The 15,165-nt window shown below is 74.6% G+C and carries 14 protein-coding genes and 1 pseudogene; 2 read left to right on the top strand and 13 right to left on the bottom strand.

The window, feature by feature from the left end:
• Positions 1–4: 4 nt before the first annotated feature.
• On the bottom strand, positions 5–667 hold the full coding sequence (gene ribA, locus ACZ4V1_RS13820) for a GTP cyclohydrolase II (RefSeq protein ID WP_468334188.1): 663 nt from the start codon (positions 665–667) through the stop codon (positions 5–7).
• A gap of 88 nt (positions 668–755) precedes the next feature.
• Here ribA and ACZ4V1_RS13815 point away from each other — a divergent pair, with 88 nt between their 5' ends.
• The gene (locus tag ACZ4V1_RS13815; protein WP_468334185.1) at positions 756–1,514 is read left to right on the top strand and encodes a creatininase family protein; all 759 of its coding nucleotides are present in this window, start codon (positions 756–758) and stop codon (positions 1,512–1,514) included.
• A gap of 137 nt (positions 1,515–1,651) precedes the next feature.
• On the opposite strand, the pseudogene ACZ4V1_RS13810 reads toward ACZ4V1_RS13815, so the two are convergent.
• The 5 genes and pseudogenes from ACZ4V1_RS13810 to ACZ4V1_RS13790 all read right to left on the bottom strand — a co-directional run.
• Positions 1,652–2,545, bottom strand: a pseudogene (locus tag ACZ4V1_RS13810) (lysylphosphatidylglycerol synthase transmembrane domain-containing protein); the annotation flags it as partial.
• Positions 2,546–2,607: 62 nt separating this feature from the next.
• The gene (locus tag ACZ4V1_RS13805; protein WP_468334182.1) at positions 2,608–3,627 is read right to left on the bottom strand and encodes a hypothetical protein; all 1,020 of its coding nucleotides are present in this window, start codon (positions 3,625–3,627) and stop codon (positions 2,608–2,610) included.
• On the bottom strand, positions 3,624–4,859 hold the full coding sequence (locus ACZ4V1_RS13800; RefSeq protein WP_468334179.1) for a glycosyltransferase family 4 protein: 1,236 nt from the start codon (positions 4,857–4,859) through the stop codon (positions 3,624–3,626). Before ACZ4V1_RS13800 ends, ACZ4V1_RS13805 begins: the two co-directional genes overlap by 4 nt.
• A complete protein-coding gene (locus ACZ4V1_RS13795; protein WP_121750136.1) occupies positions 4,856–5,254 on the bottom strand; it encodes a 6-pyruvoyl trahydropterin synthase family protein in 399 nt (132 codons plus the stop codon). The genes ACZ4V1_RS13800 and ACZ4V1_RS13795 overlap by 4 nt, the downstream gene beginning before the upstream one ends.
• 140 nt (positions 5,255–5,394) lie before the next feature.
• Positions 5,395–6,381, bottom strand: a complete 987-nt coding sequence (locus tag ACZ4V1_RS13790) for a zinc-dependent alcohol dehydrogenase (protein WP_468334175.1) — start codon at positions 6,379–6,381, stop codon at positions 5,395–5,397.
• 109 nt (positions 6,382–6,490) lie between these two features.
• On the opposite strand from ACZ4V1_RS13790, the gene ACZ4V1_RS13785 reads away from it, so the two are divergent.
• Positions 6,491–7,264 (top strand): CDP-alcohol phosphatidyltransferase family protein, encoded by a 774-nt coding sequence (locus ACZ4V1_RS13785; RefSeq protein WP_468334172.1) that lies wholly within the window; start codon positions 6,491–6,493, stop codon positions 7,262–7,264.
• A gap of 142 nt (positions 7,265–7,406) precedes the next feature.
• On the opposite strand, the gene ACZ4V1_RS13780 is transcribed toward ACZ4V1_RS13785, so the two are convergent.
• From ACZ4V1_RS13780 to ACZ4V1_RS13750, 7 genes are all read right to left on the bottom strand, one after another.
• Positions 7,407–7,766, bottom strand: a complete 360-nt coding sequence (locus ACZ4V1_RS13780) for an STAS domain-containing protein (RefSeq protein ID WP_468334169.1) — start codon at positions 7,764–7,766, stop codon at positions 7,407–7,409.
• Positions 7,763–9,040, bottom strand: a complete 1,278-nt coding sequence (locus tag ACZ4V1_RS13775; RefSeq protein ID WP_468334166.1) for a PP2C family protein-serine/threonine phosphatase — start codon at positions 9,038–9,040, stop codon at positions 7,763–7,765. The genes ACZ4V1_RS13780 and ACZ4V1_RS13775 overlap by 4 nt, the downstream gene beginning before the upstream one ends.
• Entirely contained in the window at positions 9,037–9,846 is an 810-nt protein-coding gene (locus ACZ4V1_RS13770; RefSeq protein ID WP_468334163.1) for an alpha/beta fold hydrolase, read from the bottom strand. The genes ACZ4V1_RS13775 and ACZ4V1_RS13770 overlap by 4 nt, the downstream gene beginning before the upstream one ends.
• A 157-nt stretch (positions 9,847–10,003) precedes the next feature.
• On the bottom strand, positions 10,004–11,245 hold the full coding sequence (locus tag ACZ4V1_RS13765) for an MDR family MFS transporter (RefSeq protein WP_468334160.1): 1,242 nt from the start codon (positions 11,243–11,245) through the stop codon (positions 10,004–10,006).
• On the bottom strand, positions 11,242–13,020 hold the full coding sequence (locus ACZ4V1_RS13760) for an ABC transporter permease subunit (protein ID WP_468334831.1): 1,779 nt from the start codon (positions 13,018–13,020) through the stop codon (positions 11,242–11,244). The genes ACZ4V1_RS13765 and ACZ4V1_RS13760 overlap by 4 nt, the downstream gene beginning before the upstream one ends.
• 15 nt (positions 13,021–13,035) lie before the next feature.
• The gene (locus ACZ4V1_RS13755) at positions 13,036–14,547 is read right to left on the bottom strand and encodes an ABC transporter substrate-binding protein (RefSeq protein ID WP_468334158.1); all 1,512 of its coding nucleotides are present in this window, start codon (positions 14,545–14,547) and stop codon (positions 13,036–13,038) included.
• A 125-nt stretch (positions 14,548–14,672) separates the two neighbouring features.
• Positions 14,673–15,143 (bottom strand): GNAT family N-acetyltransferase, encoded by a 471-nt coding sequence (locus ACZ4V1_RS13750; RefSeq protein ID WP_468334828.1) that lies wholly within the window; start codon positions 15,141–15,143, stop codon positions 14,673–14,675.
• Positions 15,144–15,165: the final 22 nt, after the last annotated feature.

The raw sequence follows: 15,165 nt of genomic DNA, 5'->3' as shown, positions 1-15,165 counted from the left end.
CGGCTCAGGAAGGGTGGGCGGCCACGGCGTCCAGGTGCGGCAGGTGGTGGTCCAGCCGCTCCCGCTTGGTCCGCAGATAGGTGATGTTGCTCTCGCACGGCGCTATCAGCAGCGGCACCTGTTCGGCGACCTGGATGCCGTGCCGCAGCAACGCCTCCCGCTTGCGCGGGTTGTTGGACATCAGGCGCACGGACCGCACCCCGAGGTCGTCCAGGATGCGGGCGGCGACACCGTAGTCGCGGGCGTCCACCGGCAGGCCGAGGGCGAGGTTCGCCTCCACCGTGTCCAGACCCTCGGCCTGCAACGCCATCGCACGCAGCTTGGCGAGCAGTCCGATGCCGCGCCCCTCGTGCCCGCGCAGGTAGACCACGACGCCGCTGCCCGCGGCGGCCACCGCCCGCAGCGCGCAGGCCAGTTGGTCGCCGCACTCGCAGTGCTGGGAACCGAACGCGTCCCCCGTCAGGCACTCCGAGTGCAGCCGGGTGAGCACGCCGTCGGCACCCAGGTCGCCGTACGCGAGCGCCACTTGCTCGTCACCGCGCTCGTGGTCGAAATAGCCGAACGCCCGGAATTCCCCGTAGACGGTGGGCAGCGGCGTGACCACGACGCGTTCCACGTCCGTGCGCTGCGAGGCTTTCTTGCCGAGTACACCGATATTTTCTGTCATGATTCTCGCGTTCCTCAACAGATCCTCAGCGGATCCCTCAACAGGTCCCACAACAGATTGCTCAACAGAGACGAAAGGCCGTGCGGGAATGGATGTTTCACTGGTGCCGGCGGACACGAGCGACGACGTGCGCAGGCGGGGCTTCGGAGTTCCGCGACAGGTGGCGGTGCTGCCGGTCGGGAGTTTCGAACAGCACGGACCGTACCTGCCGCTGGCGACCGACACACTCGTCGCGTGCGCCGTGGCCCGGGAGATCGCCGCCGCCTACCCGGTGCACCTGCTCCCGCCGGTGACGATCGGCTGCTCCCATGAACACGCGGACTGGCCGGGGACCGTCAGCATCTCCTCGGTGACCCTTCACGCGGTGGTGAGGGACATAGCGGAGTCGCTGCGCCGCTCGGGCGTCGACGCCCTGGTGGTGGTCAACGGGCACGGCGGAAACTACGTACTGGGCAACGTCGTCCAGGAATCCTCCGCACGCGGCGAGCGGATGGCGCTGTTCCCCGCGGCGGAGGACTGGGAGGCGGCGCGGGAGCGGGCGGGAGTGGCCACCTCGCTGCTCACCGACATGCACGCGGGGGAAATCGAGACCTCCATTCTTCTGCACACGCACCCCGAATACGTCCGGCCCGGTTACGAGGCCGCCGATTCCGTCGCGGACGACCGGCGTCATCTGCTCTCCCTCGGTATGTCCGCCTATACCGATTCCGGTGTCATCGGGCGGCCTTCACTGGGTTCGGCGGAAAAGGGGCAGGAACTGCTGGCGGGTCTCGTGGATTCCTTCGGGGCGTGTTTCTCGCTGTTGACGTCGGTGACGGGCACGGCACCGGGTGGTGAGCGGGGGTAGCGCCCGTCGGGCGCGCGGTGCGGCGCGGTGCCGCCGCGCAGCCCCTCGTACCAGCGGACGACGAGGACGGCGACGCCGGGCAGGCTCGCCACCAGGCTGAGGACTCCGTAGACCACGGCCACGCCCAGTCCGGTGCCCGCGCCCAGCCCGGCCGCGCCGAACGCCCAGGCGGTGACGCCCTCCCGTGGGCCCCAGCCGCCGACGTTCAGCGGCAGTCCCATGGCGAGCAGCGCCAGCACGGCCAGCGGCGTCAGTACGGCGACGGAGGCATCGCTGCCGGCCACCCGGGCGGCGAGGACGAACATCGCGAGGTGCCCGGCCAGTACGACGACGGACGACACCGCGACTCCCGGCAGGTTCCGCCGGGACAGCACCCCTTCGCGCGCCTCGCGGAGGGTCGCCCGCAGGGCCCCGGCCGCTGCCCGCCCCTCGCGGGAGGGGGCCCGGCTCATGCGCAGGGCGAGGACGACGGCGAGCGCGCCGAGTACGCCCATCCCCACGAGCGGTGCGAGGTGCCGGGTCCCGGCCAGCACCGGTGACTCCATGGTGAGCAGCACCGCGACGCCGACGCCGGTCAACGCGACCTGTCCGGCGGCCCGTTCGAGGACGACGGCCCGCACGCCGCGCCCCAGGTCGCCGGTACTGCGTCCGTGCCGTACCGCGCGGTGCACGTCGCCGAGGACGCCGCCGGGGAGGGCGGCGTTGAGGAACAGCGCACGGTAGTAGTCGGCGACGGCCGGTCCGAGCGGCAGCCGGATGCGCAGCCCCCGGGCCACCAGGGCCCAGCGCCAGGCGCTGAACACCGTGGTGACCAGGCCGATGCCGAGCGCCGTCAGCAGCGTGACGCCGTCGATCCGGCGCAGCCCGTCCAGCAGGACACCGGTCCCCGTCCGCCACAGCAGTACGGCGAGGATGGCGACGCCCGCGAGGCTGCCGAGGTGGGTGCGCAGGGCGCGGCGGCGAGCCTTGTCGCCGCCGGAAGAGCCGCCGCCGGGGGCCGCCTCCTCCTGGCGTACCGCGGTCGGCGGCACCCCTGTCCCCGCCGGTGCCGCCGTCGGCCGGGCCCCCGTTCCCGCCGCCACCGCCGGTGCGCTCACGAGGCCCCGCCCGTCGGCCGGCACAACGCCAGCAGGTCGGTGTGGTGGACGACGACGCGCAACTCCCCCGAGGCACAGGCCGCGAGGCGCTCGTCCAGGTACCGGGCGGCCGGTTCGCGCAGCTCCGGGCGTTGTTCGACGGCCGCGCCGACCCAGCCCCGTAGCCACTGGGCGGTGAGCGCGGTCTCCCCGGGGCCCAGCCGCCAGGGACTGGGGTGCGCCCGCACCGTGGCGCCGTGCGCGGCGAAGGCCTCCGCCGCCACGGTGACCGCGTCGGGCCCGAGCAAGCCGGTGCGCCGCTGGTGGTCGTCGAACGCGTCGGCGATCTCGGCGTCCAGGGGATGGGCGGGGGTGAGGTCGACCCGTCCGGCGACGGAGAGGGTCAGCAGGGCCGGGCAGCCGGCCGAGGCGCAGGCGGCGGCGAGAGTGCCGACCTCCTCGCGCGTGAGGACGTCGAGCAGCGCGGACGCCGTCACCAGCGCGGCGCCGTTCAGCGCGTCCGGGGTGAGGCGGGCGAGGTCGCCGCGCCGGGTCTCGACCGTGACACGGCTTCCGTCGGCGGCCGAACGCGGGGCGGCGACGGCGGCGAAGTGCAGGAGGTAGGGGTCGTGGTCGTGCAGCACCCAGTGCTGGGCGCCGTCGAGCAGCGGGGCGAGCCAGCGGCCCATCGAGCCGGTGCCGCATCCCACGTCGTGCACGACGAGCCCGTCCGCCCGCCTCGGCAGGTTGGCCAGCCGGATCCGCAGCGGGTCGAGCAGGTCGTGCGCCCGCGCGGCGGCATCGGCGGGCTCGCGCAGCCGCAGCCACTCGGGGGCGTAGCGCGGTGGTTCGCCGGGGTGCCCCGGGGTCTCCCGGAGGCGGAGGGTGGCGCGCTCCGCGGGAGGCTGCCCGGGGCGGCCGGTGAGCGGCTCGGCCGGGCCCGCCCCCGGGATCACACCGTTCGCCGGCTCGGGGGCGTCGCGCGGACCGGGCTGGGCCGGGACCGCTCCTCCGGCCGGTGCCGTGGTCCTCCTCATGCCGCCCTCCGGGGTTCGCTCGGCAGCCGGTGCAGTACGCCCGCCAGGCTCCGGGCCGTGGCCGCCCAGCCGTCGAGGGCGGCGCGGCGGCCGCGTGCCGCGGCCTTCAACCGGCGTCGTACGTCCGCTTCCCCGAACCAGCCGCGCAGTTCGGCGGCGAGGGCCACGGGGTCCTCCGGCGGTACGAGGATGCCGGGCACCCCGCCGTCGGGAGCCCGCCCGACGGCCTCCGGGAGGCCGCCGACGTCCGTCGCCAGCACGGGGATGCCGCGCGCGAGGGCCTCCGTCACGGCCATGCCGTACGTCTCCGCGTACGAGGTGAGGACCATCAGGTCGGCGGTGGAGTAGGCGGCGTCCAGTTCCGCACCGGCCCGGGGCCCGGCCAGCACCAGTCGGTCCTCCAGTCCGTACCGCGCGATCAGCGCCCGCAGCCGGTCGACGTACTCCGGGTCCTGCCCGAGCCCGCCGACGCACACGCAGCTCCACGGCAGGTCGGCGACCGCCGCCAGCGCCTCCACCAGCCGGTGCTGGCCCTTGCGGGGGGTGACGGCGGCGACGCACAGCAGCCGGGAGACGCCGTCGGTGCCGGGCGCGAGGGGCGCGATGTCGGCGCCGGGGGCGGCGACGTGGACGCGGTCCGGGTCGAGGCCGTGGTGGGAGACCAGGCGGCGGACCGCCCAGTCGCTGGTGGCGACGACGGCCGGGACGGCGCGCAGTACCGCGCGTTCGCGGGCGTCCAGTTCGATGGCCGCGGCGGGGTCGAGGCCGGTCTCGTCGCCGAGCGGGAGGTGGACGACGACGGCCATCCGCAGCCGCTCCGCCTCCGGGACCACGACCTCCGGCACTCCGCAGGCGACCAGGCCGTCGAGGAGGACGACGGCGCCGTCCGGCAACCGGCGCAGAACCCGAGCGAGTTCCGCGCGTGCGGCGTCGTCCGGCCGCGGCCAGTCACCGGCCACGGGCAGACCCCGTACCCGCCAGCCGAAGCCGGGCAGGTCCAGCCGCACCCGCCGGTCGTAGGCGTTGCCACCGCTCGGTGCGGCCGGGTCGTCGACCGAGTCCGGCATGACGAAGTGCACGGAGCGCAGGGACATGGGGACGATCCCCCCGTTCCTCGGGGCCGGAGCCGGCGCGGACAGCTGTGCGGGGACGTAGGCGAGCCGGGCGTGTCCGGCGGTCGCACCGGCCGTCGACGTGGCCGCCGTCGCCGTTTCCACGGACGTGTCGGTCACAGCGCACGCTCGTAACTCGCCCAGGCGACGTGCGACTCGTGCAGGGTCACGGTGAGGCCGGCCAGGCCCTTGGCCCCCTCGCCGAGCCCGCCCTTGTGGACGCGTTCGGCGAGCCGGTCGGCGATGACCTTGGCCAGGAACTCCGTGGAGGTGTTGACGCCGGCGAAGTCGGGTTCGTTGTCGAGGTTGCGGTAGTTCAGCTCGCTGACGACGGCACCCAGTTCCCGGGTGGCCAGGCCGATGTCGACGACGATGTTGTCCTCGTCCAGCTGCTCGCGCCGGAAGGTGGCGTCCACCAGGAACGTCGCTCCGTGCAGGCGCTGCGCGGGCCCGAAGACGTCGCCGCGGAAACTGTGGGCGATCATGATGTGATCGCGGACGGTGATGCTGAACAACGGACGACCCTCCAGGTGTGGCGCGTCTGATCCCCCGCCGATCGCCGCGCGGGGTGCCGTCTATTACGGCTCGGTGCCTTCCCCTGTTCAGCGTCCCGCACGTCTTTTCTCAAGGTCAGGCGCCGATGAATCCCGTCGGGTCAGCCGTCGTCGCCGGCGTACCGGATGCGGTGGCACAGGGCGGGGATCTCCCCGGAGGCCAACCCCGGGAGCACGTCCGGCAGTTCGGCGAACGCGGACTCGCCGGTGACGAGGGCGTCGAGTGCCGGGGCGGCGAGCAGGTCGAGGGCGAGGGCGAGCCGGTCGGCGTAGCCGCGGGTGGCGCCGCGCGCCGGGGAGACGGTGCCGACCTGGCTGCTGCGCAGGGTCAGGCGCCGGGAGTGGAAGGCCTCGCCGAGCGGGAGGGCGACGCGCCGGTCGCCGTACCAGCTCAGTTCGAGGACGGTGCCCTCCGGCCGCAGCAGCTCCATTGACCTGGCGAGGCCCGCTTCCGTCGCACTCGCGTGGACGACGAGGTCGAGGCCGCCGCGGGCGTCGGCGGGGGACGCGAAGCCGACGCCGAGAGCCTCGGCGACCTCGGCCCTGGCCGGGTCGGCGTCGACCAACTGGACGCGGACGCCCGGGAAGCGGGCCAGCAGGGCGGCCACCGAGCAGCCGACCATGCCGCCGCCGACCACGGCGATCCGGTCGCCGATCAGGGGCGCCGCGTCCCACAGGGCGTTGACGGCGGTCTCCACGGTGCCGGCGAGCACGGCCCGCCCGGCGGGGACCTCCGGCGGCACCGGGGTGACGGCGGCGGCCGGGACGACGTACCGGGTCTGGTGCGGGTACAGGCAGAAGACGGTACGTCCGACGAGGGCGTCCGGACCCTCCTCCACCACACCGACGTTCAGGTAGCCGTACTTCACCGGCCCCGGGAAGTCGCCCTCCTGGAACGGCGCGCGCATGGCCGCGTACTGGTTCCCGGGCACCCGGCCGCCGAAGACGAGGGTCTCCGTGCCCCGGCTCACGCCGCTGTGGAGCGTGCGCACGAGCACCTCGTCCTCGCCGGGCACCGGCAGTACCACGTCGCGGATCGCGCCCCGGCCCGGCGATTCGAGCCAGAACGCACGTGCCATGCCTGTCATCGGATGTCCTCCTGAACGATCGGGAAGCCGCCCACGTACCGAGGGATGCACGAGCCGCGCACAAGGTAGCGGCGTTGATCGACTCTGTCACACGGCCGGAGGGTGTTCGGTGGCCCTGAACAACACGTACGACGGGTACGACGCGAGGCCCGTTCAGCAGGAGACCGCGGTGGGGGCGGGCGCGCAGATCCTGCTCCTGTCGCTGCTCGCTACGGCGTTCGGCATGGGCACGGCGGGCTGGCTGACCGGCCTCGCGTTCGCGTTCGCGACCTGGGCGGTGCTCTCACGGGCCCTGCACCGCTCCCGGCTGCCGTCGTTCGGCCCCGCCAACCGGGTCACCCTGGGGCGGGCCACCCTGGTCGGCGGGGTCACGGCCCTGGTCGCGGACTCCTTCCGGAGCGCGCCGCCCGTCTCCCTCCTCGTCGGCCTGACCGCCGTGGCCCTGATCCTGGACGGCGTGGACGGCAGAGTCGCCCGCCGTACCGGCACGTCCACGCCGCTGGGCGCCCGGTTCGACATGGAGGTCGACGCGTTCCTGATCCTCGTGCTCAGCGTGTACGTCGCGATGGACCAGGGTCCGTGGGTGCTGCTGATCGGCGGCATGCGGTACGTGTTCGTCGCCGCGGCCCGGATGTGGCCTTGGCTGACCGCCCCGCTGCCGCCGAGCACGGCACGCAAGGCGGTGGCCGCGCTGCAGGGCGTGTTGCTGCTGCTGGCCGGCGCCCGACTGCTGCCGCACTCGGTCAACACCGGGGTGGTGCTGCTGGCGCTGGGGCTGCTGGTGTGGTCCTTCGGCCGGGACGTGCTGTGGCTGTGGCGGGGGTCGCGGACGCGGGGCGGCGCCCCGGCGGCCGGGGTGCTGCGGGAACTCGCCGTCCGGTGAGGCCCGGGCAGGGGCCGGGCAGGGCAGGGCCTGGTGAGGTCCTGCTCCCCCGCCTTGCGGGAGGTGGACGCCATCAGGTCACGGCCGGCCGGGCGGCACGGCCGGGGCCCGCGTCCGGCTGGTCGGGTTCGGCGGCGGCCGGTCAGCTGCCGCCGGGCCGCCAGGCGGCCTCGGCGGCCTCGGCCGTGGAGTGGGCGGGAAAGACCTGGTCCAGCCCGACGATACGGAGGATCCGGCTGACGCGGTCGGGGACCGCCGCCAACGCGAAGCCCGCGCCGGCCGTCATGGCGTGGTTGCGGGCGGCGATGAGCACGGTGATGCCGCTGGAGTCGCAGAAGGTCAGGCCGCCGAGGTCGAGGACGAGCTGCTCACCGGGGCGAAGGCCGAGACCGGGCAGCGTGGCGCGAACCTCGTCGGCCGTGTCGTGGTCGAGGTCCCCGGCGAGTTCGATGACCGGCCCGGCGATGGTGGTACGGGTGTGGAGGGTCAGGTGCTGGGTCACTGCCGCTCTTCACTGTGGGGACGTGGCGCGTGGATGGCGAGGACGGCGGTGTCGTCGTCCACGCCGGTGCCGAAGGCGTCGAGCAGGTCGCGGACCGCGCTGATGGTGCCGGCGGCGGTGGTGGGGGCGAGGGCGCGGCCGAAGTCGAGGAGGGCGTCGTCGCCGTAGCGTTCCCCGCCGCCCTCGGTGGCGTTGGTGTGGGCTTCGGTCAGGCCGTCCGTGTGCAGGAGCACGGTGTCGCCGGGGTCGAGGTGGACGGTGGTGGTGGCGATCTCGGCGTCGGGGAGGACCCCGATGAGCTGCCCTCCGGGGGTGGGCAGGAAGTCGGCGGTGCCGTCGGCGCGCATCAGCAGGGCGGGCGGGTGGCCGCCGCTGGCCAGGGTGATGCGGAAGCCTTTCCGGTCGGGGTCGGGGTCGGGGGTGAGCAGGCCGAAGACGACGGTGCAGAAGCGGGGGTCGGTGCCGTTGTACTCGTGGTTGAGGACCGTGTTGAGGTTGCCGAGCACGGCGGCCGGGTCGGGGTCGTAGACGGCGGCGGCGCGCAGGGTGTAGCGGGCCAGCGAGGTGACGGCCGCGGCGGCGGCGCCCTTGCCGCACACATCGCCCAGGAAGAGCCCCCAGGTCCCGCCTGCCAGGGGGAACAGGTCGTAGAAGTCGCCGCCCACCTCGTCCACGGAGGCCACGTGGTAGTACGCGGCCACCTCCAGGCCGGGTACGTCCACCAGCGCCGGCGGCAGCAGCGTCTTCTGCAGGGTGGTGGCCAGGGTCTGGAGGCGGTCGCGTTCCCGGTCGGCTTCCTCGCGGGCGCGCAGCAGCTCGGTTTCGTAGGCGCGGCGGTCCCGGGCGTCGAAGACGGTGGTGCGGATCAGCAGGGGCTGTCCGTCGCTGCCCGTTTTCACCGCCGAGGTGACCAGGACGGGCAGGCGCGAGCCGTCCGCGGCCTTCAGTTCCAGGGCGATGCCGCTGATCTCGCCCTGCATTCTGAGCAGCGGGGCGAAGTGGGTCTCATGGTAGAGCCGGCCGCCGACCGTGAGCAGGTCGGAGAAGTGTCTGCGGCCCACCAGGTCGTCGCGCCGGTAGCCGAGCCAGTTCAGCAGGGTGGCGTTGACCTTCGCGATCCGGCCGTCCAACTGCGTCGACAGGTAGCCGCACGGCGCATGCTCGTACAGGTCCTCGGCGCTGTCCTCCAGCAGGGCGGAGAACTGCGCCTGCTCGTCTCCCGGGCCCTCGTCCCTGTCCGGACCGCCCTCTTCGCCGTCGGTCCCGCACGTCACCGGGGGGCTCCCGCGAAGGCGGCGATGGCTGCCGCGGTCTCCTCCGGGGCGGCGAGCTGGGGGCAGTGCCCCGTGGCGTTCAGCGTGACCAGCCGGCTCCCCGGGATCTGCGCGTGGACGAAGGCGCCCACCTCCGGCGGGGCGATCGCGTCGCTGGAGCACTGGGCGACCAGCGTGGGCACCCCGACCTCGGCGAGGTCGGTGCGGTTGTCGGACAGGAAGGTCACCCGGGCGAAGAGCCGGGCGATCTCGGGATCGGTGCGGCAGAAGCTGTTGGTCAGCTCCTCGCCCAGCTCCGGCCGGTCCGGATTGCCCATGATGACCGGTGCCATCGCGTTCGACCAGCCCAGGTAGTTCGCCTCCAGCGACTCCAGCAGCTCGTCGATGTCCTCGGCGCTGAAGCCGCCCCGGTAACCGGCCTCGGGGTCGTCGATGAAGCACGGCGAAGGGGCGAGCAGCACCAGCCCGGCGAACGCCTCGGGCTCCCGTGCGGCGGCCAGCACACCCATCATGGCGCTCACCGAATGCCCTACGAACGTGACGGGGCCCAGTGCAAGCTCCCGGCACAGCTCCAGCACGTCGTCGGCGTATCCGTCGAGCGTCGAGTAGCGGTTGCGGCTCCACGCCGACAGGTCGGACCTTCCCGCGCCGACGTGGTCGAAGAGCACCACGGTGAAGTCACGCTCCAGCGTCGGCACCACCAGCCGCCACATGTTCTGATCGCAGCCGAACCCGTGCGCCAGCATCACCACCGGCCCCCCGGACCGCCCGGTCACCGTCACATGGTTCCTGCTCCGCGCGTCCATGTGCCAATGTTCGCAGATACCTCCCGGACGCGGAGATCCCCGGCGCTCGGGCGCGGTCAACAGGCGGTCTCGCCCCACGCCCGGGACCGAGGCGGGCCGTGGGTGCCGGAGCCCGCGTCGTCCAGCAGACCGGCGGCGCCGCTGTCCCAGGAAGGACTCAGCTGCGCCGGGGCAGCAGTCCCACCGCCGCCAGCGGTACGGCGGCCAGGACCAGCCACGGCACGCCGGCCGGCAGCCCGCTGTCCAGCAGCAGGCCCGTGGCCGAGCTGCCGGCCAGCACGATGAGCCCGGAGACCGAGGACAGCGCCCCCGTGTACAGCCCGAGCCGCCCGTCCTCGGCCAGGTCCGGTACCCAGGCACGGGCGACGGGCGCGACGAGCATCTGCCCGATGGTGAGCAGCACGACGAACCCGGCGGCGGGCACCAGCCCACCCGTCCCCGTCCACCCGGCGGGCCGTGCGAGGGCGACGACGGCGAAGCCGGCCGCGATCAGCGCCAGCCCCGCCACCATCGACCGGCGCGGCGCCAGCCGCTCCCCCGCCCATCGGGTCACCGGCAGCTGCGCGGTCACCACCAGCAGCGAGGACAGCGCGAACAGCCAGGCCAGCGGCGCCTGCGAACCGGCGGCACGCTCGACCTCGGCGGGCAGCGCGAGGTAGAGCTGGTTGTAGGCGAGCAGGTAGGCGCCGTACGCGCAGCACAGCGCGAGGAAGCGCCGGTTGCGCAGCAGCAGCCGCGCCCCGCCCTTGACCCGGACCCGCGCCCGTCCGGGAACACGCTGCGGCAGCAGCCACGCGTGCCCGGCGAGCACGAGCACGAAGACACCGGCCCCGGCCAGGCACGCGGTACGGAAGCCGACGCCCAGCAGCAAGGCACCCAGCAACGGCCCGACGAACGCCCCGGCCTGCCCGGCGACGGTGAACAGCGCGAGCACCCGGGTCCGGTCCCCGCCCCCCTCCTCCTCCCGGACGACGGCCTGCCGGGCCACCTCGGACTCGACGGCCGGCGAGAAGAGCGCGGCGGCGAAGCCGATGAGCAGCACCGCCCCGACGACCGCCCAGGTCCGCTCGGCGAACCCGAGCCACGCGAACCCGGCGATCCGCAGCGCGCACCCGGCGAGTACGACGGGCCGGATGCCGTAGCGGTCGGCCAGCGCCCCGCCGACCACGAACAGCCCCTGCTGGCTGAAGGTACGCAGCCCCAGCACGAACCCGACCAGCCACCCCGCCATGCCGATGGACTGCCCCAGGTGCTCGGAGAGGAAGGGCAGGACGGCGAAGAAGCCGACGTTGAAGGCGAGTTGGGTGACGATCAGCAGGCGGAGCAGCGGCGAGAGCGGGGAAGGCGGGACCCCGCGACCGGGCCTTGCGACGAGCCGGCCGATGGACGTGGAGGTCATCGGGCTCCGACCGGTTCCTTCTCTTCGACGGTCTCTCGGCTGACGACCGGTGACGTACTCCGGGGCCGCAGCCGGCGCCGGCGCAGTCCGCCCGCCGCGGTGACGGCCAGCGCGCCGAGCAGGGCGAGGACGGCGGCGGGGGCGAGGACGGCCCAGGGGGCGCGCTCGGCGTAGGGCTGGTTCTCGGCGAGGAGCAGGCCCCACTCCGGGGACGGCGGCTGGGCGCCGAGCCCGAGGAAGCCGAGGGAGGCGAGCGCGAGGGCGACACCCGGCAGCCGCAGCAGGGCGTGGCGCAGGACGGGCGGCAGTACGGCGGGCAGCAGTTCGCGGCGCAGCAGGTGCCACCGTCCGGCACCCAGCCCCCGGGTGGCCGTGATGTGCAGGGTGGCGCGTTCCTGCCGCAGCAGGGAGGAGGTGTGCGCGGCGAGCGGCGCCCAGGCCACGGCGCCCACGGCGAGCGCGGGCGTCACCGGCCCGCTTCCCGCCACGGCGGTGACGAGGAGGGCGGCGAGTACGGGCGGCACGGCGTTGACGGTGTCGACGAGCGGCGCGGAGAGGCGGGGTACGAGGCCGAGGAGTACGCCCGTGAGAAGGGCGGCGGCGCTGATGGCGAGGGCGAGGAGCAGCGTGTCGAGAGCCCCGTGACCGACCCGGGCGAGCAGGTCGCGCCCGAGGGCGTCGGTACCGAAGGGATGCTCGGGGGAGGGCGCCCGCAGTCGGTCCCCGGTGCTGAGGGCGAGCGGGTCGCGCGGCAGGCCGAGCCCGATGACGGCGATCAGGACGGCACCGCAGAGGAGGGGCGGCAAGCCGCGGGCGGGCGGGGCGGGGCGGTGCAGGGAGGACAGCGCGCCGTCGCGCAGTGCGGGTCCGGTGAGCAGGCGGGCGGCGATGCGGGTGGCACCGGTGGCGAGCGCCGCGAGGAGGACGAGGGCGAGGGTGCCGGCCTGGAGGACGGGCAGGTCCTGGGCGAGGGCGGCCTGGAGGGTGGTGCGGCCGAGGCCCGGGATGTCGAAGACCTGCTCGACGGCGACGGCTCCGCCGGTCAGGCCCACGACGAACAGCCCGAGGTTGGGCAGCAGCGCGGGCGCGCACCGCCGCAACGCCTGCCGTGCGATGCGCCGGCCCGTCAGCCCCCGGGCGGCGGCGGCCAGCGCCCACGGCTCACCGAACGCGCCGGGCAGCAGGTCGTCGAGCAGCCGCCCGAGCACGGCCCCGGCCGGCAGCCCGAGCGCGAGCGCGGGCAGTACGGTCCACTGGGGCCCGTACCACCCCAGCGCGGGCAGCCACCCCCACTGCACCCCGACGACGGTGGCGAGCACGGAGGCGACGAGGAACTCGGGCAGGGAGGCGACCACGGCGGCGGCGGTGCCACCGTGTCGCCGTTCCCCGAGCCGCCGCCGCGCGCCGAGCCTGAGCGTGCGGGCGCAGACGAGCCCGGCGGTGAGGGCGGCCACGACGAGCGCGACGGCCATGAGCAGCAGGGAGGCCCCGAGCGCCTGGAGCACGTCGGGCAGGACGTCGCCGCCGGAGATCCACGACTGTCCGGCGTCACCGCGCAGGAGCCCGCCGAGCCACCGCCCGAGCAGGTGCAGCGGCCCGTCGCCGAGCCCGAGCTGCGCACGGATGTCGGCGAGCACCTCGGGGGTGGGCTCCCGCTCGGCCGACCGCGCCTTGAGGACGGTGTGGGCCGGGTCGGTGTGCGTGAGCCACGGCAGCAGTCCGATGCCGCAGACGAGCCCGCCCGCGAGAACGACCCGCCACGCCGCGGTGGCCATCCGCTGCCGCACGGCTCAGCGCCGCGTGCCGGTGCCGACGAGCGTCCGCTCGTACGGGTCGAGGATCACGCCCTGTACGGAGCCGGCCACGCCGGTGATGATCCGCTGGTGCACGAGCGGCACGACGGCGTCGCCGCCGAGGATCCGGGCCTCGGCGGCCATGGCGGCGTCCTGCCGCTTCGCGGTGTCGGCGGTCCGCTCGGCCTCGGCGACGGCCGCGTCGACGTCCTTGTCGCAGAGCTGGGCGATGTTGTAGCCGCCGTCACAGGTGTAGTCACTGGCGAGGACGGCGACGGGATCACCCGTGTCGACGAGGGTGTTGCGGGCGAGTACGAACGCGTCGAACTTCCCCGCTAGGGCGTCCCCCTCCAGCCGCGAGTACTCGCGCACGGTGAGCTTCACCTTGAACCCGGCCTCCTCCAGCTGCTGCTTCACCACCTGGGCGACCTCGGGCAGTTCGGGCCGGTTGTCGTAGGTGGCGAGGTTGACGGTGGCACCGCCGGGTTTCGTGGCCGCCGCGCGTCCCACGGGTTCGGTCCGCTTGCCCTCGGCCCAGGTCACGGCGGGCCCGTAGAGGCCGGCACCGGGGTCCGCGTATCCCTCGTAGACGTCCTTGGCGAACACGGAGGTGTCGACGGCGGCCCGGGCGGCGGCCCGCAGCCCGGCGTCCTCGAAGGGCCCGGAGGAAGCGTTGAGCAGCAGGCTGGTCGTCCGGGTGGTGGCGGTGTCGCGCCGGGTGTCCTCGCCGAGGGTCGCCGCCTGGGAGACGGGAACGGCCTCGGCGATGTCGAGCTCGCCGGTCCGCAGGGCGTTGGTGCGGGCGGTGCCGTCGGCGATGAAGCGGGCGTCGATACCGGAGGCCTGGGCGCGGCCGCCCCAGTAGTCGTCGAACCGGTCGAGAGAGGCGGAGGTGGCGCCGTTGACCTTGGTCAGTTCGAAGGGGCCGGTGGCGTGGCCGACGGGGTCGACTCGGCCGTTCTCCTTCCCGTACGCCTTGGCGGACAGGATGGCGAGGCTGGGGCTGGAGAGCCGCAGCGGCAGTACGGGGTCGGGCTCGGCGGTGGTGATGCGGACGACCCGCTCGCCCTGTGCCTCGGCGCTGAGGGTGACCCCGGTCAGTGCGGCGGGCGCGGGCTCGGCGCCGGTGGCTCGGGTGAGGGAGTCCGCGACGGCTGCCGGGGTGACGTCACCGCCGTCCTGGAAGGTGGCGTCGCGGAGCGTGAACTCCCAGGCCTTGCCCCCGTCCCTGCGCCAGGACTCGGCGAGCGCGGGCGCGGCACTGCCGTTGGCGTCGAGCGCGGTGAGGCCCTCCGTGACACCGAGACGGCTCAGGAGGGTCGCGTCGGCGCCGTACGGCGAGAGTCCCTCGGCGGGCGGGAAGGCGAGGGCCACGCGGAGCCGGGATCCGTCGCCGCCTCCCTCCGCGCCGGAACCGGAGTCGTCCCCGCCGCCGGAGGCGAAGCAGCCGGCTGTCAGCGGGACGAGCAGGAGCGGGGCGAGCAGCCGGGAGCGGCGGTGGGAGCGCATTGTCCTCGGATCAATCGGGTGCGAGCGGGCGAGCGGGCGGGGCGAAGGGGGCAGCGAGCGAGCGGGGCGAAGGCGGCAGCGAGCGGGAGCCTACATGACAACCGTTTCCATTACCTTGGCGCCCCTCATCCCATCGGCACGTCGAAGTGCACGATCCCCTGCCCACCGCCCGCGTCCTCCCGCTCGTCGTGCACGACCTTGGCGAGCGACCGCCAGAAGGGCTCGGCGCCGGTGACGGCGGGATCGGTGTGCAGGTAGACGGCCCGGTACCCGCCGTCCGCGGCGGCGAAGGCGAGCAGCCCGTCGACGAGCCGCCGGGCGAGGCCGCGCCGGCGGTGCTCGGGCCGCACGTACACCCGGCGCAGCTGCGCGGTCACGCCGGAGGGGTAGCGCTCGGCTACGCGGCGCGGGTTCGGGGGGTGCGCGGGGCCACGGGAGTCGAGGGCGCCGGTCGCGACGACCTCGCCGTCCGCGTCGACCGCGACGAGGAGGGCGTGCCGCTTCGGGGTCAGGTACGCGCCGGCCAGGTCGATGACGTCACCGTGCCAGCGCGGGACGTACCCGGTGCCGAAGTCGCGGTAGACGGTGTCGAGCATGACGGCTCGGGCGGCGCCGAGG

Source organism: Streptomyces sp. NPDC028991, from assembly GCF_055564775.1.
Note: the sequence above shows the minus strand (reverse complement) of the source record. Positions and strands in the feature narration are given on the sequence as shown.

Coding starts and splice junctions, on each gene's coding strand:
- ACZ4V1_RS13765 (WP_468334160.1), bottom strand. CDS start 11,245: ATGACCTCCACGTCCATCGGCCGGCTCGTCGCAAGGCCCGGTCGCGGG.
- ACZ4V1_RS13770 (WP_468334163.1), bottom strand. CDS start 9,846: ATGGACGCGCGGAGCAGGAACCATGTGACGGTGACCGGGCGGTCCGGG.
- ACZ4V1_RS13760 (WP_468334831.1), bottom strand. CDS start 13,020: ATGGCCACCGCGGCGTGGCGGGTCGTTCTCGCGGGCGGGCTCGTCTGC.
- ACZ4V1_RS13805 (WP_468334182.1), bottom strand. CDS start 3,627: ATGAGGAGGACCACGGCACCGGCCGGAGGAGCGGTCCCGGCCCAGCCC.
- ACZ4V1_RS13790 (WP_468334175.1), bottom strand. CDS start 6,381: ATGACAGGCATGGCACGTGCGTTCTGGCTCGAATCGCCGGGCCGGGGC.
- ribA (WP_468334188.1), bottom strand. CDS start 667: ATGACAGAAAATATCGGTGTACTCGGCAAGAAAGCCTCGCAGCGCACG.
- ACZ4V1_RS13815 (WP_468334185.1), top strand. CDS start 756: ATGGATGTTTCACTGGTGCCGGCGGACACGAGCGACGACGTGCGCAGG.
- ACZ4V1_RS13755 (WP_468334158.1), bottom strand. CDS start 14,547: ATGCGCTCCCACCGCCGCTCCCGGCTGCTCGCCCCGCTCCTGCTCGTC.
- ACZ4V1_RS13750 (WP_468334828.1), bottom strand. CDS start 15,143: ATGCTCGACACCGTCTACCGCGACTTCGGCACCGGGTACGTCCCGCGC.